This window comes from Micromonospora sp. NPDC049049 (assembly GCF_040649115.1).
Lineage (GTDB): Bacteria > Actinomycetota > Actinomycetes > Mycobacteriales > Micromonosporaceae > Micromonospora.
This window is the reverse complement of record NZ_JBEZEX010000008.1, coordinates 162,199-188,270: the sequence shown is the minus strand read 5'-3', so window position 1 is coordinate 188,270 and position 26,072 is coordinate 162,199. Positions and strand designations below refer to the sequence as shown.

At 69.5% G+C, this 26,072-nt stretch carries 19 protein-coding genes; 10 read left to right on the top strand and 9 right to left on the bottom strand.

All coding sequences use genetic code 11. The features are described 5' to 3' along the window. Positions 1–25: 25 nt before the first annotated feature. Positions 26–3,121 (bottom strand): BTAD domain-containing putative transcriptional regulator, encoded by a 3,096-nt coding sequence (locus tag AB0B68_RS11560; RefSeq protein WP_357259541.1) that lies wholly within the window; start codon positions 3,119–3,121, stop codon positions 26–28. Here AB0B68_RS11560 and AB0B68_RS11555 point away from each other — a divergent pair. Both AB0B68_RS11555 and AB0B68_RS11550 read left to right on the top strand, forming a co-directional pair. Further along, on the top strand, positions 3,108–3,941 hold the full coding sequence (locus AB0B68_RS11555) for an alpha/beta hydrolase (RefSeq protein ID WP_357259538.1): 834 nt from the start codon (positions 3,108–3,110) through the stop codon (positions 3,939–3,941). The two genes, AB0B68_RS11560 and AB0B68_RS11555, sit on opposite strands and share 14 nt — an antisense overlap. Positions 3,942–3,965: 24 nt before the next feature. After that, positions 3,966–4,817 carry an alpha/beta hydrolase gene (locus AB0B68_RS11550; protein ID WP_357259534.1) on the top strand — a complete coding sequence of 284 codons (852 nt, stop codon included), beginning with the start codon at positions 3,966–3,968 and terminating at the stop codon, positions 4,815–4,817. Between the two features lie 107 nt (positions 4,818–4,924). Here the strand turns inward: AB0B68_RS11550 and AB0B68_RS11545 are convergent, their stop codons facing one another. Next, positions 4,925–5,791 (bottom strand): alpha/beta hydrolase, encoded by an 867-nt coding sequence (locus tag AB0B68_RS11545; protein WP_357259530.1) that lies wholly within the window; start codon positions 5,789–5,791, stop codon positions 4,925–4,927. A gap of 302 nt (positions 5,792–6,093) precedes the next feature. On the opposite strand from AB0B68_RS11545, the gene AB0B68_RS11540 reads away from it, so the two are divergent. Beyond that, on the top strand, positions 6,094–7,449 hold the full coding sequence (locus AB0B68_RS11540) for a glycosyl hydrolase family 18 protein (protein WP_357259527.1): 1,356 nt from the start codon (positions 6,094–6,096) through the stop codon (positions 7,447–7,449). 109 nt (positions 7,450–7,558) lie between these two features. Here AB0B68_RS11540 and AB0B68_RS11535 read toward each other — a convergent pair whose 3' ends face one another. Then, entirely contained in the window at positions 7,559–8,662 is a 1,104-nt protein-coding gene (locus AB0B68_RS11535) for an NADAR family protein (RefSeq protein WP_357207519.1), read from the bottom strand. A gap of 453 nt (positions 8,663–9,115) precedes the next feature. Here AB0B68_RS11535 and AB0B68_RS11530 point away from each other — a divergent pair, with 453 nt between their 5' ends. Continuing rightward, a complete protein-coding gene (locus AB0B68_RS11530; RefSeq protein ID WP_357259525.1) occupies positions 9,116–10,330 on the top strand; it encodes an esterase-like activity of phytase family protein in 1,215 nt (404 codons plus the stop codon). An 85-nt stretch (positions 10,331–10,415) separates the two neighbouring features. Here AB0B68_RS11530 and AB0B68_RS11525 read toward each other — a convergent pair whose 3' ends face one another. Further along, the gene (locus tag AB0B68_RS11525; protein ID WP_357207513.1) at positions 10,416–10,685 is read right to left on the bottom strand and encodes a hypothetical protein; all 270 of its coding nucleotides are present in this window, start codon (positions 10,683–10,685) and stop codon (positions 10,416–10,418) included. Between the two features lie 36 nt (positions 10,686–10,721). Further along, the gene (locus AB0B68_RS11520; protein WP_357207509.1) at positions 10,722–11,291 is read right to left on the bottom strand and encodes a helix-turn-helix domain-containing protein; all 570 of its coding nucleotides are present in this window, start codon (positions 11,289–11,291) and stop codon (positions 10,722–10,724) included. A gap of 93 nt (positions 11,292–11,384) precedes the next feature. On the opposite strand from AB0B68_RS11520, the gene AB0B68_RS11515 reads away from it, so the two are divergent. Together AB0B68_RS11515 and AB0B68_RS11510 are read left to right on the top strand one after the other, a co-directional pair. After that, a complete protein-coding gene (locus AB0B68_RS11515) occupies positions 11,385–12,347 on the top strand; it encodes a zinc-dependent alcohol dehydrogenase family protein (RefSeq protein WP_357259522.1) in 963 nt (320 codons plus the stop codon). 218 nt (positions 12,348–12,565) lie between these two features. Further along, positions 12,566–13,681 (top strand): hypothetical protein, encoded by a 1,116-nt coding sequence (locus tag AB0B68_RS11510; protein WP_357259518.1) that lies wholly within the window; start codon positions 12,566–12,568, stop codon positions 13,679–13,681. Positions 13,682–13,685: 4 nt separating this feature from the next. On the opposite strand, the gene AB0B68_RS11505 is transcribed toward AB0B68_RS11510, so the two are convergent. Then, on the bottom strand, positions 13,686–14,696 hold the full coding sequence (locus AB0B68_RS11505) for a mechanosensitive ion channel domain-containing protein (protein WP_357259514.1): 1,011 nt from the start codon (positions 14,694–14,696) through the stop codon (positions 13,686–13,688). Positions 14,697–15,141: 445 nt separating this feature from the next. Between AB0B68_RS11505 and msrA the strand changes: the two genes are divergently transcribed. Continuing rightward, positions 15,142–15,648 (top strand): peptide-methionine (S)-S-oxide reductase MsrA, encoded by a 507-nt coding sequence (msrA, locus tag AB0B68_RS11500; RefSeq protein WP_357207500.1) that lies wholly within the window; start codon positions 15,142–15,144, stop codon positions 15,646–15,648. A gap of 177 nt (positions 15,649–15,825) precedes the next feature. Beyond that, complete coding sequence (locus tag AB0B68_RS11495; protein WP_357207830.1) at positions 15,826–16,473, top strand: TetR/AcrR family transcriptional regulator; 648 nt, start codon at positions 15,826–15,828, stop codon at positions 16,471–16,473. A gap of 93 nt (positions 16,474–16,566) precedes the next feature. Here AB0B68_RS11495 and AB0B68_RS11490 read toward each other — a convergent pair whose 3' ends face one another. Further along, positions 16,567–19,752, bottom strand: coding sequence for a penicillin acylase family protein (locus AB0B68_RS11490; protein ID WP_357259511.1), 3,186 nt, complete (start codon positions 19,750–19,752; stop codon positions 16,567–16,569). 897 nt (positions 19,753–20,649) lie between these two features. After that, positions 20,650–21,012 carry a helix-turn-helix domain-containing protein gene (locus AB0B68_RS11485; protein ID WP_355577881.1) on the bottom strand — a complete coding sequence of 121 codons (363 nt, stop codon included), beginning with the start codon at positions 21,010–21,012 and terminating at the stop codon, positions 20,650–20,652. A gap of 108 nt (positions 21,013–21,120) precedes the next feature. On the opposite strand from AB0B68_RS11485, the gene AB0B68_RS11480 reads away from it, so the two are divergent. Continuing rightward, positions 21,121–21,960, top strand: a complete 840-nt coding sequence (locus AB0B68_RS11480) for an NAD(P)H-binding protein (RefSeq protein WP_357259507.1) — start codon at positions 21,121–21,123, stop codon at positions 21,958–21,960. 199 nt (positions 21,961–22,159) lie between these two features. Here the strand turns inward: AB0B68_RS11480 and AB0B68_RS11475 are convergent, their stop codons facing one another. After that, positions 22,160–23,014 carry a hypothetical protein gene (locus AB0B68_RS11475; protein ID WP_357259504.1) on the bottom strand — a complete coding sequence of 285 codons (855 nt, stop codon included), beginning with the start codon at positions 23,012–23,014 and terminating at the stop codon, positions 22,160–22,162. Positions 23,015–23,203: 189 nt separating this feature from the next. Here AB0B68_RS11475 and AB0B68_RS11470 point away from each other — a divergent pair, with 189 nt between their 5' ends. Further along, positions 23,204–26,059, top strand: coding sequence for a BTAD domain-containing putative transcriptional regulator (locus tag AB0B68_RS11470; RefSeq protein WP_357259501.1), 2,856 nt, complete (start codon positions 23,204–23,206; stop codon positions 26,057–26,059). Positions 26,060–26,072: the final 13 nt, after the last annotated feature.

Below are 26,072 nucleotides of genomic sequence, written 5' to 3'. Positions count from 1 at the left end.
CAGACTGAGTGCTCGCCCTATGCGCTCAGGACGCGCCCCTCATCAAGCTCAAGCGGGCCCGGACATACGCGACCATTGTCCGATATGTCTCGGCCTGCTCCATGCCAGCGACCTCGATGAGTTCCCGGAAGCCGTTGTCGGCGATCAGGTTCTCGAACTGCTGGCACCCCCGTTCCGCGCGCACCAGGTCGCCCAGATCGAATGCGGCCCGCGCGAGGATCGCCGCGACGGCACACCGGGGTCCGTCGGACTCACAGACGCCTTCCGCCAATCCCCACTCCGACACCTTCACCGCTTGTTCGAGGCGGCCGAGTTTCCAGGAGGACTCGGCGATGAGCTGCGCGTAGTAGATCTTCAGGTGATCGAGGTGCTGTGCGACGGCAATGGCCAGCCCTTCGTCAGCGAGCCGTGTGCCGGCCTCGAACCGGTCGGACCCCAGGAGCGCTCTCGTGAGTGTCAACAGCGAGACGGCGAGCAGTTCCTGGTGCCCCGTCTGCCGGGCAAGACCCACCGAGCGTTCGCCGTACGCGTTCGCGGCGTCGTGGTCGCCACGCGACAACGACAGCACGGCGAGGTTTCGCAGGACGTCGGCCTGTCCGGCCAGCTCTCCGGCGCCTTCGAAGATGGACAGGGCTCGACGCAGGTGTTCGTCGGCCTGCGGCAGCGGGGCGACGACCTCACCGACGGTACGAAGAAGTTCGGCCTCCACCAGCGGCTCATCGAGCACGCTGACCAGATCGAGGATCGCCAGTACGGTCTGTGTCCGGCCCGGGGGTATGGAGTTGCTGCCCGGCGCTGAGGAGGCGAGGACCATGGCCGCCGCGTCACGCCCCAGGCCATGCGCGAGGGCCAGATCGATGGTCGCCCACAGCGCGGCGCGTTCCCGCGCGTACCAGGCGGCAGCCTGTGGCACGCTGTCGAACGACTCAGGCGTCACCCCTGACGGCGGTTCGCTGACGTCGCCGACCGGCTGCCGGTGGTGTGTCGCGTACGCGGCGCGGGCCGAGTGCAGGTAATGCGTGATGAGGCACCGCTCGTACTCGGGTCGTTCCTGATCCTCGTCGAGGAGTTCACCCGCGTAGGCCCGCAACAGGTCGTGCAGCACATAGCGCCCGGCCTGCGACTCGTCGAGCAGATTCGCGGTCACCAGTTCCATGAGCAGTGCGCGCGCCTGTCCGCGACCGACTCCGGCGACACTGGCCGCCGCCTCCAGCGGGATCCCTGGCCCCGGGTGGACGGCGAGGGCACGGAACGCCTGCGCCGTCGCGGAATCGAGGGCCTGATACGACCACGAGAACACCGATCGGACATCGTCGGAGGAGTCCACACTGGACAGTGCGTCGAGCCTGGCGGACGGCGCGGAGACGTCGCTGACGGCCGCGCTCAATGGCAGGGCCGGATTGAGGGCCACGCGGGCCGCGACGATCGCCAGTGCGAGCGGCAGCCCGGCGCAGAGCGCGATGACTCTGTCCAGGGCCTCCGGGTTCGCTGTGGCGCGACGGGCCCCGAGGCGGTTGATCAGGAGCTGGCGGGACTCGGCCCCGGTCAGCCGATCAACGTGCAGGTAACGCGCGCCCTCCCGGGTTACCAGGCTGGTCATCCGGTTGCGGCTCGTCACGATGACCAGACAACCCCGGGTGGCCGGCAGCAGCGGGCGGACCTGAGCGGAGTCGCGCGCGTTGTCCAGGAGGATCAGGAGTCGACGACCGAAGAGGCGGCTGCGATAGCGGGCTGTCTGCGCGTCGACGGTCTCCTGCGGTGACGAGACCGCCGGCTCGCCCAGGGACGCGAGCAATGTGGCGAGTGCCTCCTCCGGTGACATGACGCGGCCGTCCGGATCGAGACCCCTCAGGTTCAGGAACAACTGGCCGTCGGGGAACTCGCTGGCGATCTGGTGGGCCCAGTGCACTGCCAGCGCGGTCTTGCCGATGCCGCCCATGCCGCCGAGCACGGTGATCACGATGGCCGCATCGCTGAACGCGTCGGACAGTTGGTCGTCGAGCACGGCGGCCACGTCGTTTCGGCGGACGAAGCCCGCGACCTGCGGCGGCAACTGCGCGGGCCGGAGAGCCTCGGGCGGGCGTAGTTCCTCCTGGAGGGTCCAGCCGCTGGCGAGCAGTTCCCGGTACGCCTCGCGCAGCTCCGGCCCCGGGTCGACCCCCAACTCCTCGGCGAGATGTTGACGGGTCCGCTCGAAGACACGCACCCCTTCCGCACGGTGACCGGTGGCCAGGTACGCGCGCATCAGGCACGCCTGTAGCGCCTCGTCCAGCGGCACCGCGGCGGCCACGCTCAACAGTGGGGTCAACACGGTGTCTGCCATGCCGTTGGCGATCGCCGCCTCGCCGGCGGCGAGCGCCACCGCGACGCGCTCCCGTTCGATGGCGACGAACTCCGGCGAACTCGAGGCACTGGCCGGAAGGTCGGTGAACGCAGGGCTGCGGCCAAGCTCCAGAGCGGTCAGGTACGCCCGGACGCCGGCCATGACGTCGCCGCCGGCGAGTGCCTCGCGGGCCCGCCGAACCAACTCGCGATACATGGCCAGATCGGAGTCCTCGGTCGCGAGGACCAGCCGGTAGCCCGTACCGGCCGGCAGGAGGTAGCGACCGGTTTCGCGGACGTCCAGGTCCGGTTCGAAGATCCGCCGGATGTGCCCGACGTGCCGGTGGACCTGGTTGGCGGCACTGGGCGGCGGTTGGTCGTCCCATACGCCGTCGATGATGGCGTCGAGGCTGACCGCGTCACCGCCGGCGGCAAGGAGCTTGGCCAGGATGATCCGCTGGCGCACCGGGCCAAGATCGACGTCCGAGCCGTCCCGCCGGCAGCCGAGACCGCCGAAGACCTTGAACTCGCAGTGGGACCGCGGCGCGTCCGGTGGCCTGCGGTCGGGCGTCGTCACGATTGACATCCTAGGGATGGAAGGGCAGCGGCTTCGCTTTTCGGCCCAGCCTGCGGTTTGCCCCGGCTCCCGCGCATCGCCCACTTCTCGTTGTCCGTCGAGTCGTTCGCCGATAACGGGACTACGTGGTTCGGGTGATTCGCGAAACGGTGCCATCTCCGTACCTTCGGCATGGTTCCAACGCGGAACGCAAGCCCAAGGAGTGCGCATGCCCCATGTCACAGTTGGCTCAGACGGAGCCGATCCGATCGAGATCTATTACGAGGATCACGGTGCCGGTAGGCCGGTGGTACTCAGCCACGGCTATCCGCTGAGTGGGCAGGCCTGGGAAAAGCAGGTCTCGGCACTGCTCGCGGCCGGTTACCGGGTCATCACGTATGACCGGCGGGGTTGGGGCAATTCCAGCCAGCCCGACGGTGGGTACGACGTCGACACGTTCGCCGACGACGTGAACGCGCTGCTCACGAAACTGGACGTACGCGACGCGATCCTCGTGGGTCACTCGATGGGAACCGGCGACGTTGCCCGGTACCTGGGTCGTCACGGCACCGAGCGGGTCGCGAAGGTAGTGCTGATGTCGCCCATCCCGCCGTTTCTGCTGCGGACGGACGACAACCCCGAAGGCGCACCGCAGTCGTTGTTCGACGGGTTCATCCACGCCGCGCAGACGGACCGGAACGGGTGGCTCAAGCAGTTCCTGGAAAACTTCTACAACGTCGACGTCTACGGCGGTTCGCTGGTCAGTGACGAGGCGTTCCAGGCGAGTCTGAATGTGGCAGTGGCCGGATCTCCCGTCGCCGCGGTGGCCTGCATCCCGACGTGGCTCACCGACTTCCGCACCGACCTGCCCAAGATTGACGTGCCGGTACTCGTGATTCAGGGCGACCAGGACCGGGTCCTGCCCATCGGGGTCACCGGCCAGCGGCTGTCCGCCTTCATCGCGGATTCGCGTCTGCTCGTCATCGAGGGCGGGCCGCACGCCATTGCCTGGACCCACAGCGATCAGGTCAACGCCGCCCTGCTCGACTTCTGCGCGAAGTGAAGTAAGTAAGTGAAGGGAAACACCGTGAAATTGTTCTTCCGGCGGCGTCTCATCTCCGTGGGCGTGGTCATCGGTGCGCTCACACTGGGTGGTGCCGGTATCGGCACCGCCCAGGCCTCGACGAGTCACACCCTGCATTCACGGCCCGCAACGGCCAAGCCGACAGTCGTGCTCGTGCACGGGGCGTGGGCGGACGGGTCGAGCTGGGACAAGGTGGCAGCCAAGCTCCAGCACGACGGCTACCGGGTGGTCACGCCGCCGAATCTGCTGTCCGGCGTGGAGAACGACGCCGCCAACCTGCGCGCGTACCTGGACACCATCACCGGACCGATCGTCCTCGTCGGGCACTCGTACGGCGGCATGGTCATCACGAACGCCGCCCGGGGCGACGAGCAGGTCAAGGCCCTGGTCTACGTCGACGCGTACATCCCGGACCAGCACGACACAGTGCTGTCGCTGACCTCGGCCGTGCCGGGCTCGATCTTCGCCGCCGACGTGTCCACCGTCTTCGACCAGGTCGCCATCCCCGGTGACGACCCGCACAATGTCAACCTCTACGTGAAGCCGTCGATCTTCGGCAAGGCGTTCGCCGACAAGAGCATTTCCGCCAAGGACGTGGCGGTGCTGGCCTCCCGGCAGCGTCCGCTGGCCTTCAACGCGCTGGTCGAGGAGTCCAAGGAGCCGGCCTGGCTCACCATCCCCTCGTGGTCTGTGGTCGGCAAGCAGGACGCCGTCATCCCCGCCGCTCAGCAGATCGCCATGTCCAGAAGGGCCAAGGCGCACACGACCGAGATCAACGCGCCCCACCTGTCCATGGTCACCGACGCGGGCGCGGTCACCAACCAGATCGAAGCCGCCGCCAAGGCGACCGACTGACACGACGGCCCGACTGACACGACGGCCGGCCGTGGCATCGCTCAGCGCGATGCCACGGCCGGCCTTTCCGCCATCCGGCTCACGGTGCTGCCGAGGTCAGGAGACCGTCAGGCGGTCGTCCGGGCCGCTTCCAGGATGACCTCGGTGACCTCGCCGGGATGCGAGATCAGGCCCAGGTGGCCGGCGTCGATCCGGGTGATGTCGGCGCCCGCCCGCTTCATCATCTCTTCCTGGCTGGCCGGCGGGATGACCCGGTCCTCGGTGCCGATGACCGCCCATACCGGGATCGTCTTCCACGCCGGCTCGGTCGCCGGCTCCCCCAGCGCGTTCGTGGCCAGAGCGGTCTGGGTCACGGCGAGCACCTCCGCCTGCCGCCGGGGCAGACCGTTGGCGAAGCCGGGGATGAACACCTTCGGCAGGACGTACGCGTCGGCCGCGCCCTCCGGGGCGCCGGGGAACGGTACGAGCTTGAAGACGCTCGTGGGGTCGGTCAGGGCTGGTTCGAGAATCGAGCCGGAACCCGCGGTGAGGTCTTCCACGGTCTCCCCCTTGTCCGGGGCGAAGGCGTCGACGAACACGATTGCCTTGACGTTCTTGTTGCCGGTCGCGGCGTCGCTCGTCACGAAACCGCCATAGGAGTGGGCGGCGATCACGATGGGACCTTCGATGGTGGACAGGAAGTCCTTCAGGTAGCCGCTGTCGATCGACGGCCCCCGGTTGGGTTGCGGCGCGACCTGGACATCGAAACCACGTGCCTGGAGTCTCTTGACCTCCCCACTCCAGCTCGAACCGTCCGCCCAGGCGCCATGCACCAGGACGATGGTTGGTCTGGTGCGATGCCCCTCGTCCGGGGTTGGTCGCGCACCACCGTCCGCGGACACGCCTGGGGCGGCTGAGCCGAGCACCGTCACCAGCGTCGCGGCGGCGAGCGTTGCGGCGATGGTCTTCGGCCGACGTAGCGAGATACCGAGCATGTCTCTTCTCCCTCGTTGGTCTGTGGTTTCCGAACGCGGGCAGATGTGCACAGCCGCTGGGCGCGATGACGTGCCTGATCGCCCGACCTCACCGTATTCACGCCAACCGCGAATCTCGGACAGAAGAGGAAAATAACTCAACTTTCACCTTGCGTGAGGACACGCCACCAAACGGGCTCATGACCTCCCCTCCTGCCGACCACTCCCCCGACTTCCCGTTATCTGTAAACAACCCTTGATATTAAGCGTCACGAACGTCAATATGTGGAGGTCGCGGGTCGTCGAAGCCTGGGGAGTGAGCAATGAGAAGACGTCGGATTTTCGCAGCGGTGGCCGGGGCGGCGATGACCGTCACGGCCGCCGTCGCCTTCGTCCCCAGCAGCATGGCGGCCGCACCCTCGGCCAGCGCCGTTCCGATGGTCGCCTGCACCGCCCCCACCTGGGCCGAAGGACCCACCTACCAGGCGGGCGCCCAGGTCACCTACGGCGGCCGGCTCTACCAGGCGCTGGTCACCCACACCGCGCACCCCGGCGCCGGCTGGAACCCCGCCTCGACCCCCTCGCTCTGGCGTGACCTCGGCGCGTGCTCGGGGACCACCCCGCCGCCCACCACGCCACCGCCGACGACGCCGCCGCCCACCACGCCACCGCCCACCACGCCACCGCCGACCACACCTCCCCCCACCACGCCACCACCCACCGGTGGGACCTGCGCGGTGAAGTCGCGGCCCACCGGCAAGGTGCTGCAGGGCTACTGGGAGAACTGGGACGGGGCCTCCAACGGCGTGCACCCCGGCCTCGGCTGGATCCCGATCACCGACAGCCGTCTCAACCAGCACGGCTACAACGTGATCAACGCGGCGTTCCCGGTGATCCGCTCGGACGGCACGGTCCTCTGGGAGAACGGCATGGACGCCGGCGTGAAGGTTGCCACCCCGGCCGAGATGTGCCAGGCCAAAGCCGCCGGCGCCACCATCCTGATGTCGATCGGCGGGGCCGCAGCGGGCATCGACCTCAGCTCCAGCGCGGTCGCCGACCGGTTCATCGCGACGATCGTGCCGATCCTGACGGCCTACCACTTCGACGGCATCGACATCGACATCGAGACCGGCCTGACCGGCAGCGGCAACATCAACACCCTGTCCACGTCGCAGGCCAATCTGATCCGGATCATCGACGGCGTGCTGGCCCGGATGCCGTCGAACTTCGGCCTGACCATGGCTCCGGAGACGGCCTACGTCACCGGCGGCAGCGTGGTCTACGGCTCGATCTGGGGCTCGTACCTGCCGATCATCAAGAAGTACGTGGACAACGGCCGGCTCTGGTGGTTGAACATGCAGTACTACAACGGCAGCATGTACGGCTGCGCCGGCGACTCGTACCCGGCGGGCACCGTGCAAGGCTTCACGGTGCAGACCCAGTGCCTGAACAACGGGCTCACCATCCAGGGCACCACCATCCGGGTGCCGTACGACAAGCAGGTCCCCGGCCTACCCGCCCAGCCGGGCGCGGGCGGGGGCTACATGACCCCATCGCTGGTCACCCAGGCCTACAACAGCGTCCCGAACATCAAGGGCCTGATGACCTGGTCGATCAACTGGGACGGCTCCCGCGGCTGGACCTTCGGCGACAACGTGAAGGCCCGCCAGGGCCGCTGACCGACCCCGCTCCGAATCGTCGGCCCGGACCATTCCGGGCCGACGATTTTGTTCATCGCCCGGCCCCGGGACCTTCGCAGGCCCCGAACCTGTTCCGGCGGTAATCGGCTTATCGACCCGCCAGCTCCGATCGCACCAGTTCCAGCAGCCGCCCCAACCAGTTGGCACCGCCCGAGTGCCAGTACCGCGATCCCCAATCGTTGTAGAGCAGCCGAGCATCGCCGGTCTTCTCCAGTTGTCGCGCCATCGCCGGATGCCGGCCGAACTTGTCCCGAAGCAGCGCGGCCATCACACCGAGCCGGATCGTGGGCCAGTCGTTCCGCCGGGGTGCGTCGGCGGCCAGGGTTCGGGCATCGATGCCGCGCTCCACGGAGGCGATACGGTCGTGCCAGGCGGCGTCGTCAGTCGAGAGTGCCCAGTAGGCGTGCATGACGGACGGATATTCCTGGCCGTACTGCACGACCAGCGCCGGATAGTCGATCTGCAGGACCTCAAGACCCGGTGTCTCTGGCCAGCCGTTCGGATAGACGTGGCCGCCCGGCCGCAGCGGGATTGCGGTGGCGGTCTCAGGCCCGTCCGCCGTGTTCCGCTCCTGCCACTCGGCGTCGGCACGCTCGCTTCGGCGGAAATATTCCAGCGCCTGCTCCCGCATCTCAGGAGTCACAGTGAGCGAATGGTTCGCATCCCGGGCCGGGATCGTCTCGCCCGGCTCCGCGATCAGGATCCGCACCGGCACGTCGTTCTGGTCCATGTCACCGAGCATGTAGATCCGCCGGTGTTCGGGCACCGCCTGGTATCGGTCACGGACGATCTCCAGGTTGCCAGGGCTTGGCTCGGCAGCGTACGCGATCAGAGCGTCCCAACAGCGTCTGGAGGAGTCCGGCCGGTCATTGAGCCGATCCACCTCGTCGATGAGGTCACCGATCACCAGTTCCGGCGTCAGCCAGGACTCCAGCCGTGCCGGACCGGCGGCAGCGCCGGTGACGATGATCTTTGCGTCCTCCGGCGGCGCCAAGGTCAGGGTGCCGTCCGCGAATGCGGTACGAAGGCCGTCGAAGTCGGTCGAGTTCCACCGCCAGACAACGACGCCGTCCGCGTAGACACTGAGTGTGGTCAGGACGTAGTGGTCTCGTTCACGCTCGAAGATCAGGCGTTGCCGTCCCCGTACGACATCACTTTCGACGGCGCGCCAGGTCGCAGTGGTGTCCGACATGCAGCAAGTCTAAAGATCTTGGACGATCGCGAAAGCACGTCTGGCTTCCAGCCGGCGACACCGCGTTCACGTACGCGTACTCGCCGAGATTTTCACCGATGACCACTGCTCCTGTCCCGGATACACGACCGCATCCCGGACAGACATGTGCGGCACCGCGTCAAGTGCTACAGGTGATCACCGTCACCACCCTCTGACGAAGCCGCGCCGGCATCGCGAACCAGATCCCGGTCCCGCTGCGATAGGTAGGCATGACCGCCCAGGACGACGCCGGCCTCCTGGCACCGCCGGGTGCTCACCGTCCGCCGGTACCCCCGGCGCGGCTGACAGCCGTACGGCATCCGCCGGCGGTTTGAGCGGACATTCCCCTGTGGCCAGTTTGAGTTCACCGCATCGCTCTACGGTGCCAGCGGACCGAGAACGCCCTGCTCGTACCTGGAGAGATGAGGATTGATGGCAGTAAGCAAGCGGGTGGTGGGCCTGACTGCTGCGGCGGTCGCGCTGACCCTGACGCTGCCGGGCGCCGCGACCGCGGCGGCGGCTGAGCGGAACACGTGGGACCAGGCCGAGTTGTTGACGTTCGCCGCGCTGCCAGCGGCAACCTTCGTTCCCGGCAGCGAACCGTCCGGCTCGTCGCTCGGCAGTGCCCCCATCAACGGGATCACCCCGCCGTTCGCCGACCAACCGATCCAGGGGTTCAGCGGCGTCCTGCGCAACACCGACGGCACCTTCGACGTTCTGTCCGACAACGGCTTCGGCAACAAGGCCAACAGTGCCGACTTCGTGCTGCGTGTTCAGCGGGTAGCGCCCGACTTTGGCAGCGGCGCCGTGGACGTGCTCGGTGGCATCAACCTGACCGACCCGTACGGCAAGGTGCCATTCCCGCTCACGCGTGCCGACCGCGTGCTCACCGGAGCCGACTTCGACGTCGAGTCGATCACCCGGACGGCGGATGGCACGTACTGGGTCGGTGACGAATTCGGTCCGTACCTGCTGCATTTCGACCGGGCGGGCCGCTTGCTACAGGCGCCGGTGCCGCTGCCCGGGGTTTTCGCCCCCGAGAACCCGGGCCGCGGCACGACCCCGGCCAACCTCGCCAGCAGCAAGGGCTTCGAGGGCATGGCCCAGTCGCCAGACGGTCGCACGCTCTATCCGCTGCTTGAGGGCACGACCACTGGTGATCCGGCCGGCACCCTCCGGCTCAACGAGTTCGACACCCGGACCAACGCCTACACCGGCCGACGCTGGGCCTACGCGCTCGACTCTCCCGCTCACGCGATCGGTGACGCCATCATGGTCGATCGCGACCGCTTCCTGATCATCGAGCGTGACAACGGCCAGGGCGAGACGGCACAGGTCAAGAAGATCTATCTGGCCGACAAGCGCGACCGGAACCACGACGGACTGCTCGACAAGACGCTGGTCGCCGACCTGATGGCAATCGCCAACCCTCGCCACGTCGGTGGGTTCGGTGACCCGTTCACGTTCCCGTTCCAGACGATCGAGGACGTGGTGATCCTCGACGACCGCACGCTCGCCCTCCTGAATGACAACAACTTCCCGTCGTCGGCAGGCCGGACGGCCGGCCAGGCGGACAACAACGAGTTCATCGTGATCAAACTCGACCGCCACCTGGACGCGGACAAGCGCATTCTGCGTCGCTACTGAGCCGCTTTCAGCGGGGTGGGCAGACCGGCAGGCTGTCCACCCCGTCCCGGGCGGCCCGAGCGCGCACCGAACGGTGTCGCGTGGGTCATGCCTCAGCAGTGGGTCGGCTGTGCACCACCAACTCGTCGATCTCCAACCGGCCGACGCGCAACTCCCGCACGACCGCTCGGCGGATCACCAGCCGCCCGATGACCAGCGCCCCAACGGCCACGGCCCCGACGGCCAGCGCCCCCACGGCGAGGGCACCGACCGACGCCGCGCCCGCAGCCCGCGCGCCGGTAGCCGCCGCGCCCGTCGCCACCGCGCCGTCGGCACGCGTTCCGGTCAACCGCATCAGGTTCACTTCTCGCTTCATCGCCCCATTGTCCGCGTGCCGCCAGCCGGGTGCCGATCAGGTGCGAAACGCCTCGATCGTGAGCGCGGCGAAGCGCCGAGAGGCGGCAGCCCGCGCGTTCGTCGAGGTGGCGTACAGGCCACCGTTGGCCATCAGCATGAGAACCAGATCGTCCAGGCCCACGTCAGGCCGCAGGTGGCCGGTGCCCTTGGCCCGGCGCATCAGTTCGGCCAGCGAGGCGAGGGCGGCTTCGCGCTTCGCGGCGAGGTCCACGGCGTGGGGAAATGCCGAGGTGAACGCCGCGGTGAAGCCTCGGCTTCGGGCTTGCAGCTCACACAGTTGTTCGATCACGAGACACAGGCCGCGCCAGGGGTCAGGGTCGGTGAGCCCTTCGTCGACGACGGCGACGCACGCGTTCATCTGATCCGCGAACGCCTCCGTGGCCAACGCCTGCTTGGTGGGGAATCGGCGGTAGAGGGTGGCGGGGCCGACTCCGGCGCGTCGGGCTATCTCACGCATCGGCACGTCCATGCCTTCGGCGGCGAAAACCGCCCGGGCGGTGTCGAGGATGCGCTCACGGTTGTCCAGCGCGTCCGACCGCAGGTTCTGAGTCAAATGGCCACCCACTCTCTCACTCTAGCTAAACGGACGCATGCGTCCACTACCGTTCGGGCGTCCGCAGGACTGACGTGGGAAGGGTGACGAACAGTGAAGGCAGTAATGATCAGAAAGTTCGGCGACCCCCGTGGGCTGGAGGTCGTCGACCTTCCTGTCCCGGTGCCCGCTCCGGGGCAGGCGTTGATCACCACTGAGGCGGCCGGTGTGGCTGGCGCCGACGTCCTGATCCGAAGCGGCGCTCTGGCCGCGTACGGCTTCCGCGAGGGTCACATTCCGGGCGGCGAGGTTGCCGGCACGATCACGGCCGTGGGCGATGGCGTCGACCCCGCGTGGATCGGGCAACGCGTCTGGGCCTTCACCGGTACGGGCGGCGGCTACGCCGAGCAGGCAATCGCCCCGATCGCTGAGGTCCTGTCCCTGCCGGCGGGCCTCTCCGCAGTCGACGCCGTGACGCTCGGCAGCTCCGGGGTCGTGGCTCACTTCGGCCTCGCCCACGCGCACTTCTCGCCCGGCGAGACGGTCCTGGTCCGTGGCGCGGCCGGCAGTATCGGGATCATGGCGGTGCAGCTCGCCGTCAGCGGTGGTGCCAGCGCCGTCGCTGTCACGACCTCGTCGCCTGAGCGCGGCCGTCGGCTTCGCAGCCTCGGTGCCACCCACGTGCTGGACCGCTCCGGGGCTGGGGGTTCGGACGTTCCCACCGGCTACGACGTCATCATCGACGTCGTCGCGGGCCCGGACATGCCCGCGTTCTTCGACCGACTCAACCCCAACGGCCGGCTCGTGGCCGTCGGGGCGGTCGGCGGCCAACCGCCAGCGGACTTCGGGACGAGGTTGATGGCCGCGTTCCAGAAGTCGATGTCGTTCGCCACCTTCAGCGCGGCGACGGTGACGGCTGCCGATCGACAGGCCGTACGCACGGAGCAGTTCGCCGCCGCCGCTCGCGGGGAACTCCAGACCGTGGTGCACGAGGTTCTGCCGCTGAAGCGGGCGGTGGTGGCGCACCAGAAGATGGACGGTGGCGAGGTCTTCGGACGAATCGTCCTGACCGTGAGCCCCTTCCACTGAATCCGCTGCACCAACCGGGGTGGTCTCTTAGGCTGCGTGGGCGGGGCGCCCGGTTCGACGAGTGCGTCGCGGTGGCGCTGTACGGGCTGGTCGGGTGCTCCTCTCGGTGGCCTGCTTCCGCTACCTCAGCCGGCACGGGAACCTGCCGCGACGGCGCCTAGGTCCCCCGGTGTCGTTCGCGGCCAGCGGCCGAGCCCGGCTACCGGTGAGGAGCACCGATGACGCAGAGTGCACAGGACCGCCCGGAGATCGTCGTCGGGCTCGTGGCAACCCCGCCGGATCATCCGGCCCGGGTGGCCGCGCGGCTCACCACCGAACTGACCAGCGGGCTCGCCGAGCGGGTCAACGCGGACGTGCGGTGGACCGTCCGGGAAGGCTGGGGAGCGGTAGCGCCGCGCCGCGACGGCGGCGTTGAGGCACTACTCGATGATCTTGCCCAGCGGCGCGCCGACGACCAGTGGGACGTCGCAATCTGCCTGACCGACCTGCCGCTGCATGCCGAGCGGGTGCCGCTGGTCGTGCAGACCTCCGCTCGGCGTCGAGTCGCTGTGGTGTCCCTGCCCGCCCTGGGACTGCACCAGCTGCGAGCGGCCCGCGCAGCCGTTCCGGATCTGGTGAGCCGGCTGCTGACCGACGCCTCCGACCAGCGGGTGCCGCCGACCGGCTGGGCACCGGCCAAGATGGCAAGCCGGGTTCCCGCCATCCACCGGATGGTCGGCGAGACCGACAGCGGTGAGCGGCGCTACGTCGCCTCGCGGTTCATCGGCGGACTACGGCTGCTGATCGGCATGGTTCGCGCCAACCGTCCGGGGCGCGCCCTGCTGGGCCTGTCGAAGCTGCTGGTCGGCGCGTTCGGCACGGCCGCGTTCGCGCTCACCACGGACACCATCTGGCAGATGGGCGACGCGCTCGGCGGACTCCGGCTTGCCGTGATCATGCTGCTCGGGCTGACAGCGTTGGTGGCCTGGCTGATCGTCGCGCACGACCTGTGGGAGAAGCCAAGCCGCGAGACGCCGAGTGAGCTGGCACGGCTGTTCAACCTGGGTACGACCCTCACCCTCACTCTGGCAACGGTGCTGTCCTACGTGGTGTTGTTCGTGGGAACGGTGCTCGTCGGGGCGCTGCTGGTCGACACAACCGTGTTGGAACAGACCTTGCAGCGGCCAGTCCACTTCACCGATTATCTGACGCTCGCCTGGATCACCAGCTCGCTGGCCACCGTCGGCGGTGCGATTGGCTCTGGGCTGGAGAACGAGGAGACGGTTCGAGCCGCCGCATACGGCTATCACCCTCAGCCCGATGGCTGGCGGGATGAGAAGAGCGGGCGGGTCTGATCGTTCATGGCTGGTACTGACTGCGGGTACGGGGCAGCCACTGGGGATGGCGGTCGCGAAGGTAGCGAAGCATTCCCTCGCGCAGGTCGCAGCGCAGGTCCCAGGCGCTGGCGCCGTCGGCGGCCGAAGCCTGCACCTGGATGACCACCGTCTGCGGGGTGGAGTCGACCATCTGGAGCACCCACTGGTCGCGATCCCACAGCGCTGAGGACTCGACCAGCCGGCGTGCTTCCCGGCGCAGGTCGTCCAGGTCGGCGGTGTGGTCGACATGAATCTGGATCTTGCCGATCACTCTGGACTCATTCCGGGTCCAGTTCTGGAATGGTCGCTCGGTGAAGTAGGTCGTCGGCAGGATGAGCATTCGCTCGTCCCAGAGCCGGATCACCACGTTGGTCAGTTTCACCTCCTCAACTCGGCCCCATTCGCCGTCCACCACCAGCACGTCGCCGACATGCAATCCGTCGGCGAAAGCGACCTGGACACCGGCGAACGCGTTGCCCAGCGCGGTACGGGCCGACAGACCGATCAACGCCCCGACCACCCCGGCCGACGTCAACACGGAGACGCCGAAGAGGCGTACCGGCCGGAAGGTGATCAGGATCAGGCCGATCGCGACGATGGTGACCACGGCGACGGTGAGCCGCCGCACGGGGCGAATCTGCGTCCGGGCCCGCCGGACCCGTCGGCTGGCGACCGTGTCACCCGGCAGTCGACTGAATGCGACCGCCTCGGCGACGTGCAACGCCTTGATCACCAACCATGCCCCGGACAGCACCAGAGCCACCAGGACGGCGTGCCGCAGATGACGCTGCCACCCGGCCGGACCCAACGGCAGCGCGTAGTACAGCGCCCCCACCAGCAGCAGCGCCGCGGCCGGGCGGCGGCAGGCATGCCGCAGCGGCTCCAACAACCACTGGTAACGGCCACCGGCTACCCGGCGGATGACCAGGCCAGAGATCAGGTCGACGACCACCGCGGTCGTCAGCGCGGCCACGACGATCAACGCGGTACGCATCAGAGGCCGTTCACGGTAATCCCGATGCCAGCTTCCCTCGGCTCACTGCCCAGTCCACGTGCTCAGGGTGCCACCCCGTCCGATGCCAGGCTGCCAACATCGGCGAACAACCCGCTCCGCGACGAGGGCTGCCCCTGAACCCTAAGGAGCGAGCGCGGATGATCGTCTTTCCGGTGATCCGCTCGGTCGGGTTGAGATCCCGAACCCAGCCACGGTAAAACTGGTCTGTAAAGTCCACTTCTGTTCCACCTGGTAACCGCTGTGGTTGGGCGAGAAGCGCCAGTTCAGCACTATCGACGACGCAGCGGCCCGACGTCGGCGTGACACGCGCCTCATGGACCCTGGAGTCCAGAAGTGGTGGAGACTGCGGGAATACCACCGACCCGGAGAGCGTCTGTACCTGCGTGTCCAGGTGGGCTGGCACGACGACAGGCAAGGAGACGACGTGAACACCGAAAAGGCAATCCTCGCCGGAGGCTGCTTCTGGGGCATGGAGGAGTTGTTCCGCCGCCAGCCCGGCGTCGTGTCCACGCGCGTCGGCTACAGCGGCGGCGACGTCCCGAACGCCACCTACCGCAACCACGGCACCCACGCGGAGTCCATCGAGGTCGTCTACGACACCGACAAGACCGACTTCCGCGCGCTGCTCGAGTTCTTCTTCCAGATCCACGATCCGTCGACGAAGAACCGCCAGGGTAACGACATCGGCGTCAGCTACCGCTCGGCGATCTTCTACACCAGCGACGGGCAGAAGCGTGTCGCCGAGGACACGATCGCCGACGTCGACGCCTCGGGCCTGTGGCCCGGCAAGGTCGTCACCGAGGTCACCGCGGCAGGCGACTTCTGGGAGGCCGAGCCTGAGCACCAGAACTACCTGCAGACCTACCCGAACGGGTACACCTGCCACTTCCCCCGTCCCGGGTGGAAGCTTCCGAAGCGGGCGTCGGCCTGACACCTCGGCGCGCGGACCCCGGGTCCGCGCGCCGTATGGGACCGGATGGTCCCGGCAACCTCGCACCAACGATGATTTTGGTGATGGTCGCACCGCTCGCCTAGCGAACAGAACACGTCCACGTGCTGGACTCCGAAGTCCAACTCGACCTAGATCAGCGCTGGATACACTTGACAGATGAGCGACGAGCAGGTGACTGCGCCGACGAACAGGCGGCGGATCAGTCAGCGGGGCATCGCGACGCGAGAGCGGATCCTCGATGCAGCGAACCGGCTGACGCTCGTGCGCGGAGTGAACGCGACGACCCTCGACGACATCCGCGAGGCAAGCCAGACGAGCAAGTCCCAGCTCTACCACCACTTCGCCGACAAGCAGGAACTGGTGCGCGCCCTGGTCACCTACCGGGGCGCGCTTGTGCTTCAGCGGGAAAGCGCCGGGCTGCAACGACTGAGATCGTTCTCAGGGCTGATCCGGTGGCGTAACGCGCTGGTCCAGGCCAACTCGCTGAACAACGGCAGATACGGGTGCGGCCTCGGGTCAATGGCTCTCGAACTGTCTGATCAGGATGAGCAGGCTCGATCGTCAGTGTCGGAGACATTCGCGGCATGGGAAAAGCTGATCAGTGATGGTCTGCACCGGATGCGCGACAGCGGCCTACTGCGCCAGGATGCCGACCCGGAAAAGTTGGCCACGGGTTTGATGGCCGCTCTACAGGGCGGCTACCTGTTGGCGAACGCCGCGCACGACGTCGCACCCATGGAAGTCGCAGTGGACATGGCGCTGGAACACATCAGATCGTTCCTCGTGCAGCCGTCCCGGGAGTGAGCGCGTTCTGTTGACCCGACGGCACGCCGGTCGGCCGTGATGCCACGCACCGGATAAGGCGGTGAGTGATTCCGCCGCCCCCTCCGGGCAGGCTCACTTCCCGTACAGCTCGAACTCGTAGAGCGAGAACCCGTACGAGGTGGCGCGCTTGACCCCGTACACCCGCACGTAGCGGGCGGTGACCGGGGCGAAGGTGGCGTTGTCGACGCCGCCGTTGCCGGTGGTCGTGGCGAACACCGGCGACCAGGAGCTGCCGTCGGCGGAGACCTCGATCCGGTACGCGGTGCCGTACGCGGCCTCCCACCGCAGTACGGCCCGGCTGACGGTGCGGGCCGCGCCGAGGTCGACCCGGAGCCACTGGTTGTCGTTGTAGCTGCTCGCCCACCGGCTGCCGAGGCTGCCGTCGACCGCCTTGTCCGGCGTGTTGCCGGTCAGGAACTGGGTGCTCGACGCGGTGGCCGGACGGCCCTGCGCCAGGTTGGTGACGTCGTCGCCCCGGCGCGCCGGGAACGAGACGACCTGCTGGTAGGTGGGGCGGTTCTGCCAGGCGATCACCGGGTGGGTGATGCCCCCGAGCCCGGAGTGGGCGATCGCGTCGGCACACCACTGGTCGCCGGCCCCGCAGGACTTGTCACCCGGGTAGACGGTGGTGGCCGGCACCGCGGCGGCCTGACCGAGCGCGTCGAGCAGGGCCTGCCGGCATGCGCCGAGGTTGCCGTTGCCGCAGTACGCGCGGCCCAGCCCACCGGCCACCGGGTCGCCGAGCACGGTACGCAGGTCCTTGTCGACGTAGCCCCACCAGCCGTACTGGAATGACGAGCCCTTGTGCGCCTGGCCCTGCAACGCCCAGTTCGCGGCGCCGTCGCGCCCGCCGTTCTGGCCGCCCGACGGCGCCTCGTTCACCTCGATGGCGTCGACCAGCGAGGCGTAGAGGTCCGGCCCGAGGCCGGGGCGGAACTGCGCCGAGGCCAGTAGCGGCCACCAGGCGTCGAAGATCCGGATGGCGTCGGCGTGCTGGTAGACCTTGGAGCCGGGGGACGTCTCCACCCGGCGGACCCCGGCCTGCTGCCAGGCGCGCAGCTTGCCCACCGCGTCGGCCAGCGCCGGATCGGTGACCGGCGTGCTGTCCAGAACCCGCAGCAGATCACCGAGGACCTGTTGGCCGCGCAGGTCGGTCACCGCCGCATCCGCCATGATCTTCACGACGTCGGCGCGACCGAGCTTGCGCTGCGCGATCGCCGCGCGCACCGGGCCGTCGAGCAGCTGAGCCCGGTGTACGGAGCCGAAGCTGAAGTTGCCGTCCGCCGCCCCGAAGTCCCGCGCCTGCTTGTTGTTCCAGCTGACGTAGTAGTCCTGGTTGACCGACTGCGGATGCGCCGACGCCGGGATGTAGGTGGCGTCGTTGGTGTCCGGGTTCCAGCCGGCCCACTCGTACGCCGGCTCGGCCTTCGTGGGCAGGTTCGGGTCGGCGGTGGCCGGACGGACCGGGTTCGCGCCGGAGTTGAGGTACGCCGCCTCGGTCGAGTTGACGTAGAACCAGTTGAACGCGTACCCCACGTCGGCTGCGGACGTCTGGAAGGCCGCCGCGCTGCCCATCGCCGACGGGTCGTTGAAGGCCTGGAAGCCGATCGCCGAGTCGGCCTCGTGCCGGTAGGTCGAGCGCAGTTTCGTGAACGCCGTCGGCTGCCCGTTCACCAGGCCCCGATAGGAGACCAGCCCGTACTTGGTGCGCAACGCGCGCAGTGTGTACGAGCCGGCCGGGGTGGAGTCGGCCAGCGTCGGGGTCCAGGAGTTGCGCTGCTCCAGCGCCTCCATGGCGAGGCACTGCCCGTGGTAGAGGTAGCGGTTGGTGCGCAGCGTCGGGGCACTGCCGTCGGTGGTGCACAGCGGCACCGCGTACGTGTCGGTGAGGTCCTGGGACGCGGAGGTGGCGCTCCACGCGTAGTCCTGGCCCCGGCCGAGCAGCACGTAGAGGTTCAGCCCGGCAAACGCCGCGCCACGCGCGCTGATGCCCGGACCCTGCAACTCCTGGAGCATGAGCAGTTGCGGGGCGAAGTAGCCGGTCTGCGGCCCGAACACGGCAACCGGATTGCCAGTGGTGGTGTGCCGTCCGGAGACCACCACCGCGTTGGACATGCCGTGCGCGCGCAGATTGGACAGGCCGCCGAGCAGCTCCTTCGTGGCGGTGCTGGCACCGGTGCGGGCGGCGGCCCCGCCGGTGGCGTCGTACGCGAGGGGTTCGGCGACCACCGAGCCGGCGTCGGGGAGCACCGCGCTCGTCGCGCCCGGCGGCGTCGCCCCGTACGGGAAGCTCTGTCCGTCGTGCAGGGTGAGCACGGTCTCCGGGTCGTTCTGCGAGCGGAACGCCGCCCACACCCGGTCGCCCTCGGTGGCGCCGTACTTCGCGCGGGCGGCCACCCGGACCAGCGCGGACTGGATCTCGCTGCCCCCGCCCCCGCCGAAGAGCCCGCCGATGACACCGGCCGTGGCGATCAGGTCGGTCATCGTGAAGTGCTTCGGCTTGCCCGCGCCCGCGAGCACGTACTCGCCCGGGTAGTTGTCGTCGGCGATCGACTTGTCGATGTAGGCGTTGATGCCGGCGATGTAGTCGACCACGTCCGTGTAGAGCTGCTGACCCCGGACGCCCTTGGTGCGCAGCGCGTCCACCTGGACCTGGAGGTCCGCCTCGGTGTAGGGCGAGTTGGCCCAGACGCTCTGCTCCAGCTCCCGGTTGCCCGGCGCGCCGCCGGCGAACGAGGTGACGTTTCCACGGCCCACGTGCCGCAGCAGATCCATCACCCAGAGCCGGTCCTGAGCGCCGGCGTAGCCGGCGCCGAACATGGTGCCGGCGCGGGTGGTGCCGGTGACGTGCGGGACGCCGGTGGCCTTGTCCCGCACGATGGTGACGTCCGATCGCGGCGAGACGGTGCTCTCGACCTGTGCGGCCGGAACACCGAACGAGGCGTCGTTGTAGAAGTGGGCGATCTGCTCGTCGGTCAGCCCGGCGTAGTTGTAGACCAGGTTCGCGTACTCGTCGAGCTGGTCGCTGGAGTGCGCCGGGCGGGTGCCGAGCGCCTGGTGGGCCAGGATGGCGACCAGCGTGGCGTTGCCGTTCTGCCCGGGAGGCAGGATGTCGGCGCACTGGCCGAGGCAGTAGTCGTTGGCGGCGAACGTCGTGGCGGCCAGCGCCGGTGACGGCGGGGTCACCGTCAGGACGCTCGCGGTCAGGACGGCGGCGGTGAACGCCGCGAGCCGGTTACGGAGAGCGGGACGGGGCATGGCGATCCTCCGGGGACGCGGAGTCGGGCCGTACGGTCTCGCCCGGCTACCGGTGCCGACGTCTCGCCCTCCGCGCCCGGGCGTTCCACCCGGAGGTGAGAATCATTCGTGTCGATCTCCGAGCAATGATCGGCGCAGAACCGCCGTCCGGGATACCCGTCGTTCACCACGCGCCAATGCCGACGTTTCGCCGATTTCCCCTCACCGGCTTCCCGGATCACGGCTTTGGTGGTGGCCGGCGACTGCCCCGCCACCGCACTGAAATGAATGGCCTCGCCGACCCGTTCCGACCTACCGTGCAACGAGGTATCCATCTCCGACGCATTCACGAGAGGACCTCAACCCGCGTGACACCGCCTGCTCTCCCGACCTGACACGTTCCCCGCGCCTGGGTTGCCGACGTCACCGTCGGTTCGTTCCCATGCCTTCCGTCAGGTCTTTGGAGAGATCATGTCTACGCGTCCTCATGCCGCGCTGCCCTGGCCCGCCGGGCGCACCGGGCTTCCCCTGCTCGCACTCGGCTGCGTCCACTGTGATTCCGACATCGGCGACCGGTCGTTCCGCATCACGGCCGACGGCGAACACGTCCACAACAAACCCCTGGTCGCCTACGGCGCCAGCTTCCCTGGCCAGCATGCGCACCCGATCCTGGTGACGGGCCACTCCGGCGGGTCCTCGGGTCGTCGGCCGCCGCTGGGGCGAGAGCATCGCTGGCCCCGCCCGTGGCTGCAACAAGCCGCGGTCCGCGCGCGGTCGTTCCTGACGCGCGAACGAACGTCAGGACCGGCCCGATACCGACGGAGGAGGTGACCACACGGGTGCGCACCCTCGGCCCGCGCTCGGAGCGACCGCCACCGTGATGGTGCCGCCTGAGGTCCCGATCACGTCCGCGCGGGCTCATCGCTGGGCGTCGTAGGCGCGCCGTGCTCGTTCCACCTTTCCGAGGCTGGCGTCGGCCCAGGTCGCCAGGTGCGCGAAGAGCGGACCCAGGCTGGCGCCCAACTCGGTGATCTCGTACTCGACTCTGGGAGGCACCTCGGCGTGGTAGGTGCGTGACACGAGCCCGTCACGTTCCAGTTGGCGAAGCCGCTGCGTGAGCACTTTCGGCGTGATGCTCGTCAGTCGGCGTTCCAACTCGACAAAGCGCTGCCGACCGTACTCGTTGAGTGCCCACAGGATGGGTGTGGTCCACCGGCTGAACACGATGTCGACGACCGGCGCGACCGGGCAGGCCAACTCGGGATCTGTCGACTGCTTCATGTGCCCCCCGTCACAAACCCATTACTATCCTCTAGGTACCTACTATATCGACGCTACTAGCGTCTTCTTCGGCCGTGCGAACGACACGGTCGGACTGGAGACCCAGACATGTTTGTCGTGGTAGGAGCAACCGGAAACGTCGGCCGTACGCTCGCGTCAACCCTCGCGACCTCGGGTGCCGCGGTGACGGCGGTGTCCCGGGGGCGAGGGCCGGGCGCCGCACCAGAGGGCATCCGCCACCATCGCGCGGACCTTGAGCACCCGGAGAGCCTGCGCCCGGTACTCGCCGACGCCGAGGCGCTGTACCTGCTCGTGGAGGGCGCCGGAGCCCACCTCAACATGCGCGAAATTCTGCGGGTCGCCGCAGCCGGCGGCGTGAAGCGCGTTGTGCTCCAGTCCTCGCAGGCGGTCGCCACCCGACCGGACTCGCCGTCACACGCGCCGCTGCGCGCCATCGAGGATCTCGTGCGTCGATCCGAATTCGGCTGGACGATCCTTCGCCCCGGCGGCTTCGCCTCCAACTCCCTTGCCTGGACCGAATCGGTCCGGGGCAAGCGGACCGTGGCCGCACCGTTCGGCGACGTCGGTCTGCCCGTGGTCGACCCGACCGACATCGCCGAAGTGGCGGCCGCCGTGCTCCTCCACCGCTCGCACGATGGCCGTACCTACGAACTGACCGGCCCGGCCCTGCGCACGCCACGCGAACGGGTCGCCGACCTCGCCGCCGCGCTCGGCGAGCCGATCGACTTCGTGGACCAGACGCCCGACGAAGCCCGCGAGCAGTTGCTGCGGTTCATGCCGCCGCCGGTGGTCGAGGGGACGCTGGCGATCCTCGGTGCGCCGACCGAAGCCGAACAACGGATCAGCCCGGACGTTTCCGAGGTCCTGGGCCGATCACCACGCCCCTTCGCCGCCTGGGCCACGCGCAACATCGACGCCTTCCGTTGACGGTCGCGCGGAGCCGATGGAGTGCGGCAGCACCAACGCGTGAGCGACAATGAGGCGTTCGCCGTCGACGGACGGCGCCGGCTACTCGTGCAGCTGCCCAACCCTGGTCGAGAAGGAGTTCCTGCCCGAATCCGGTGTGGCCAACGATCTGATGGGGCGGAGTCGGCCGGGGCCGCCAGCGGCGGCCCCGGCCCCAGGATCAGCTCCCGCAGATGCCGTATGCGTTGAGGCTCCACGAGCCGGCGAAGCCGTCGGCGTCCTCGTCCGCTCGCAACCGCACGGTGTTACCCCCGGTGATGTTGACCGCTGTCAGCAGCACCTGACCATTGCCGGCGTTGATATCCGCGCCCGCGCTGTAGAGGCCCTTGCCGGCCGGACACGCCTTGACGCGGTTGGAGGACGGGTCGCTCGCGCTCGTCCCCGTCGACGAGATCCGCTCCAACCCGGCGGGCGCGGCGGCGCAGACCGCGATCGAGGTGGCGCTCCAGCCGGACGGCGAGGTGCCCTGCACCGGGACCGCCCGGACGGTCACCGACGTCAGGTCGAACGACGGCACCACCTGGTCGAGCACGACGTCGCCCAGGCCGCTGTTGATCCGCCCACCCATGCCGATGACCTTCTTCGTCCCGCAGCTCGCCGTGACGAACTCCGTTCCGATCGCCCCGGTCGTGGCCACCACCTGGTACCCGGCCGGCGTGGTGGCGCACTGAGCGAGGGCCTGCAATCCCCAGTCGCCGGTGAAGTTGACCGGGCCCACCTCCCGCATCGTCACGAAGAAGCCGGTGCCGTTCGCCAGCGGCTCCAACCGGTCCAGCCCGACCCGTCCGGCGGCCGACGAACCGGCGAGGAGGAAGCCGCCGCCCCCGGTGACCACCTTGCCGGTCGGGCAGGACGCGAACGCCGACTTGTCCAGGCTGCTCTCCGCAGCCGACTGGGTGACCGTCTCCAACCCTGCCGGTTCCGCCGAGGCCGGTGCCGCCCAACCCATGCCGGCCACCACGGCCGCCGTCGACATGACGGCCGTCAGCACGCCCCGCCCCTTGGTTACTCGCATGTCGCTCTCCCTGTCCGCCTCGGCCGACATCACGCCGGCCCGCCTCCCGCCCGGACCAACAGATCCGGCGACTGAGGAGAGCCTGGGCGGGGCCGCTTGTCGTCCGCTATCCGACCGCTTGGCGCCGGCCGTGCAGGGTCGTGTCGTCCATAGACTGTGGACGCCCGAACACGACTGAACAGGAAAGCCATGCGGTGGTCCCTCCTCGGCCCCGTCCAGGTGACCGCCGGAGGGCGGGTCCTTCCCATCGACCGCCCTCAGCAACGCGCGGTGCTCGCGCTGCTGCTCCTCAACGCCGACCGGCTGGTGCCCCTCGGGCAGATCGTGTCGGCGCTCTGGGCCGAAGAACCACCCGCCAGCGCCCGGACCCAGGTTCAGGTCTGCGTCTCCCGAATCCGGTCGGCCCTGCGTGAGGTAGGAGCGGCCGACCTGCTGACGACCCAGGGCAGCGGCTACCGGCTCACCGTACCCATGGCCGAGCTGGACCTCGCCGAGTTCACCCTGGCGGTCGAGCGGGCCCGCGCCGAGGAGACAGCCGGCCGGCGGGCAGAGGCGGCGCGACTGCTGCGCGACGGCCTGGCGTTGTGGCGAGGGCCGGCGCTGGCCGGAGCGACCGGAGCCTTCGTCGACGCTGCCGCCACCGGCCTCGACGAGCAACGCCTGCTCGCATACGAGCGGCTCGCCGCCGTGGAACTCGGCCTCGGCCGGTTCGCCGCGACCGCGCGTGCCCTACGCCCCCTGGTCGCCGAGCATCCGCTGCGGGAGTCGCTGGTGGCTGGGTATCTGCTCGCCCTGGCCGGCTGCGGCCAGCGGGCCGCCGCGCTGCGGCTCTACACCGAGACCCGCCGCCACCTCGTCGACGAGTTGGGCGTGGAGCCCGGCCCCGAGTTGAGCGAGGCCCACCTGCGGGTGCTGCGGGGGCCGCCGCCGGCCGAGCCCACACCTGCGGAGCCCCACGGACCGTCTCCGGCGCAGCTTCCCGGCGCCCCCGCCTGGTTCACCGGCCGTGCGACGGCGCTGCGGCAACTGGACGCGCTGCTGCCCGCCGAACTGGCGGGAGCCGCCCGGAACGGCGGCGACGGCGATCCGGGCCGGGCGGTGGTCATCTCCGCCATCGCCGGCACCGCCGGGGTCGGCAAGACCACCCTCGCGGTGCACTGGGCCTACCGGGTCGCGCACCGGTACCCGGATGGGCAGCTCTACGTCAACCTGCGCGGGTTCGACCTCGACGGCCGGGCCGTGTCGCCGGGCGAGGCGCTGCGCGGCTTCCTGGAGGCCCTGCACGTGCCGCCACAGCGGATGCCCACCAACCTGCCCCGGCAGGCCGCCCTGTTCCGGACCCTGCTCGCCGACCGCCGGATTCTGGTGCTGCTCGACAACGCTCGCGACGAAGAGCAGGTGCGGCCCCTGCTGCCAGGATCCCCGGGAAGCCTGGTCGTGGTGACCAGCCGCAATCGGCTCACCGGCCTGGTGGTGAACGCCGGGGCCCACCCGGTGACGCTGGACGTGCTTCGGCCGGCCGAGGCCCGGGAGCTGCTGGCCGGTCGGCTCGGCCGCGGGCGTGTCGGGCGCGAGGCGGCGGCGCTGGACGAGATCGTGCGCCGCTGCGCCGGCCTGCCGTTGGCCCTGGCCGTCGTCGCGGCCCGCGCCGTCGGGCAGCCCGACGTACCGCTGGGGGCGTTCGCCACCGAACTGCGGGACACCGACCCGGTTCGCCTCACCGCACTGGCCACCGGCGACCCCACGACCGACGTACGGGCGGTGTTCTCCTGGTCGTACCGGGCGTTGGACGCTGACCCGGCCCGGTTGTTCCGGCTGCTCGGGCTGCATCCCGGCCCCGACGCCGGACGGGCGGCGGTGGCCAGCCTCGCTGGCCTGCCGCCGGCTCGGGTCGAACCGCTGCTGGCCGACCTCACCAGGGCGAACCTGCTCACCGAGCGCACCCCCGGCCGGTACGCGATGCACGACCTGCTTCGCGCGTACGCCTCCGAACTCTGTCACGGCACCGACCCCGAGGCCGAGCGGAATGCCGCCCGACGCCGCCTGTTCGACCACTACCTGCACGCCTCGCGCGCGGCGGACCACCTGCTCGACCCGTACCGGTTGGCGCGGCCGGCGGTGCTGCCTCCACCCGAGCCGGGTGTGACGGTGGGCGACCGCCCGGAGCACGCGTGGGCGACCGCGTGGTTCGCCGCCGAGCACCACGTCCTGCTGGCGTGTGTGGAGCAGGCAGCGGGCGCCGGCCTGGACCGGCACGTCTGGACGCTGGCGGCGGCCCTCACCACGTACCTCGATCGCAGCGGGCACTGGCCCGAGCTGGCCACCGCGCAACGGACCGCCCTGGCGGCGGCGCTGCGCCGGGGTGACCTGGCCGGTCAGGCCCTGGCGCACCGGGGTCTCGCCATCGCCTGCACCTGGTCCGGCGATCACGAGGCGGCGCACCGGCACTACCGGCGCGACCTGGAGCTGTACCGCGAGTTGGGCGACGACACCGGACGGGCGCACACGCACCTCGGGGTGAGCTGGGTGCTCGCACGGCAGGGCCGGCTGCGGGCGGCTCTCGACGAGACCCGGCTGGCCCTCGACCTGTACCGGGCCGCCGACTACCGGGTCGGGCAGGCCAAGGCGCTCAACAATCTGGGCTGGATGCACGCCCGGCTCGGCGAGCCAGGGCCGGCGCTGCGCTGCTGCCAGGCGGCCCTGCGGCTGCACGAGGAGACCGGCGACCGGCACGGCGCGGCGCTGACCTGGGACAGCCTCGGCTTCGTCCACCACGGCCTCGGCGACCACGACCGGGCTGCGGACTGCTACCGGCGGGCGCTGGAGTTGCACCGGGAGCTCGGCGACCGCTACGACGAGGCGGAGGTGTTGGACAACCTGGGCGACAGCCTGCAGGCGGCGGGTGACCTCGACGCCGCGCGTCGGGCGTGGCGGGAGGCGCTGACGATCTTCGACGAGCTGCGCCATCCGGACGCCGACCGCCCCAGGGTCAAGCTGGCCGCCCCGGCCGTCCCTGCGGCGTCAGCGGGCGGCGGGGAACCGTAGGTGACGTGGTACG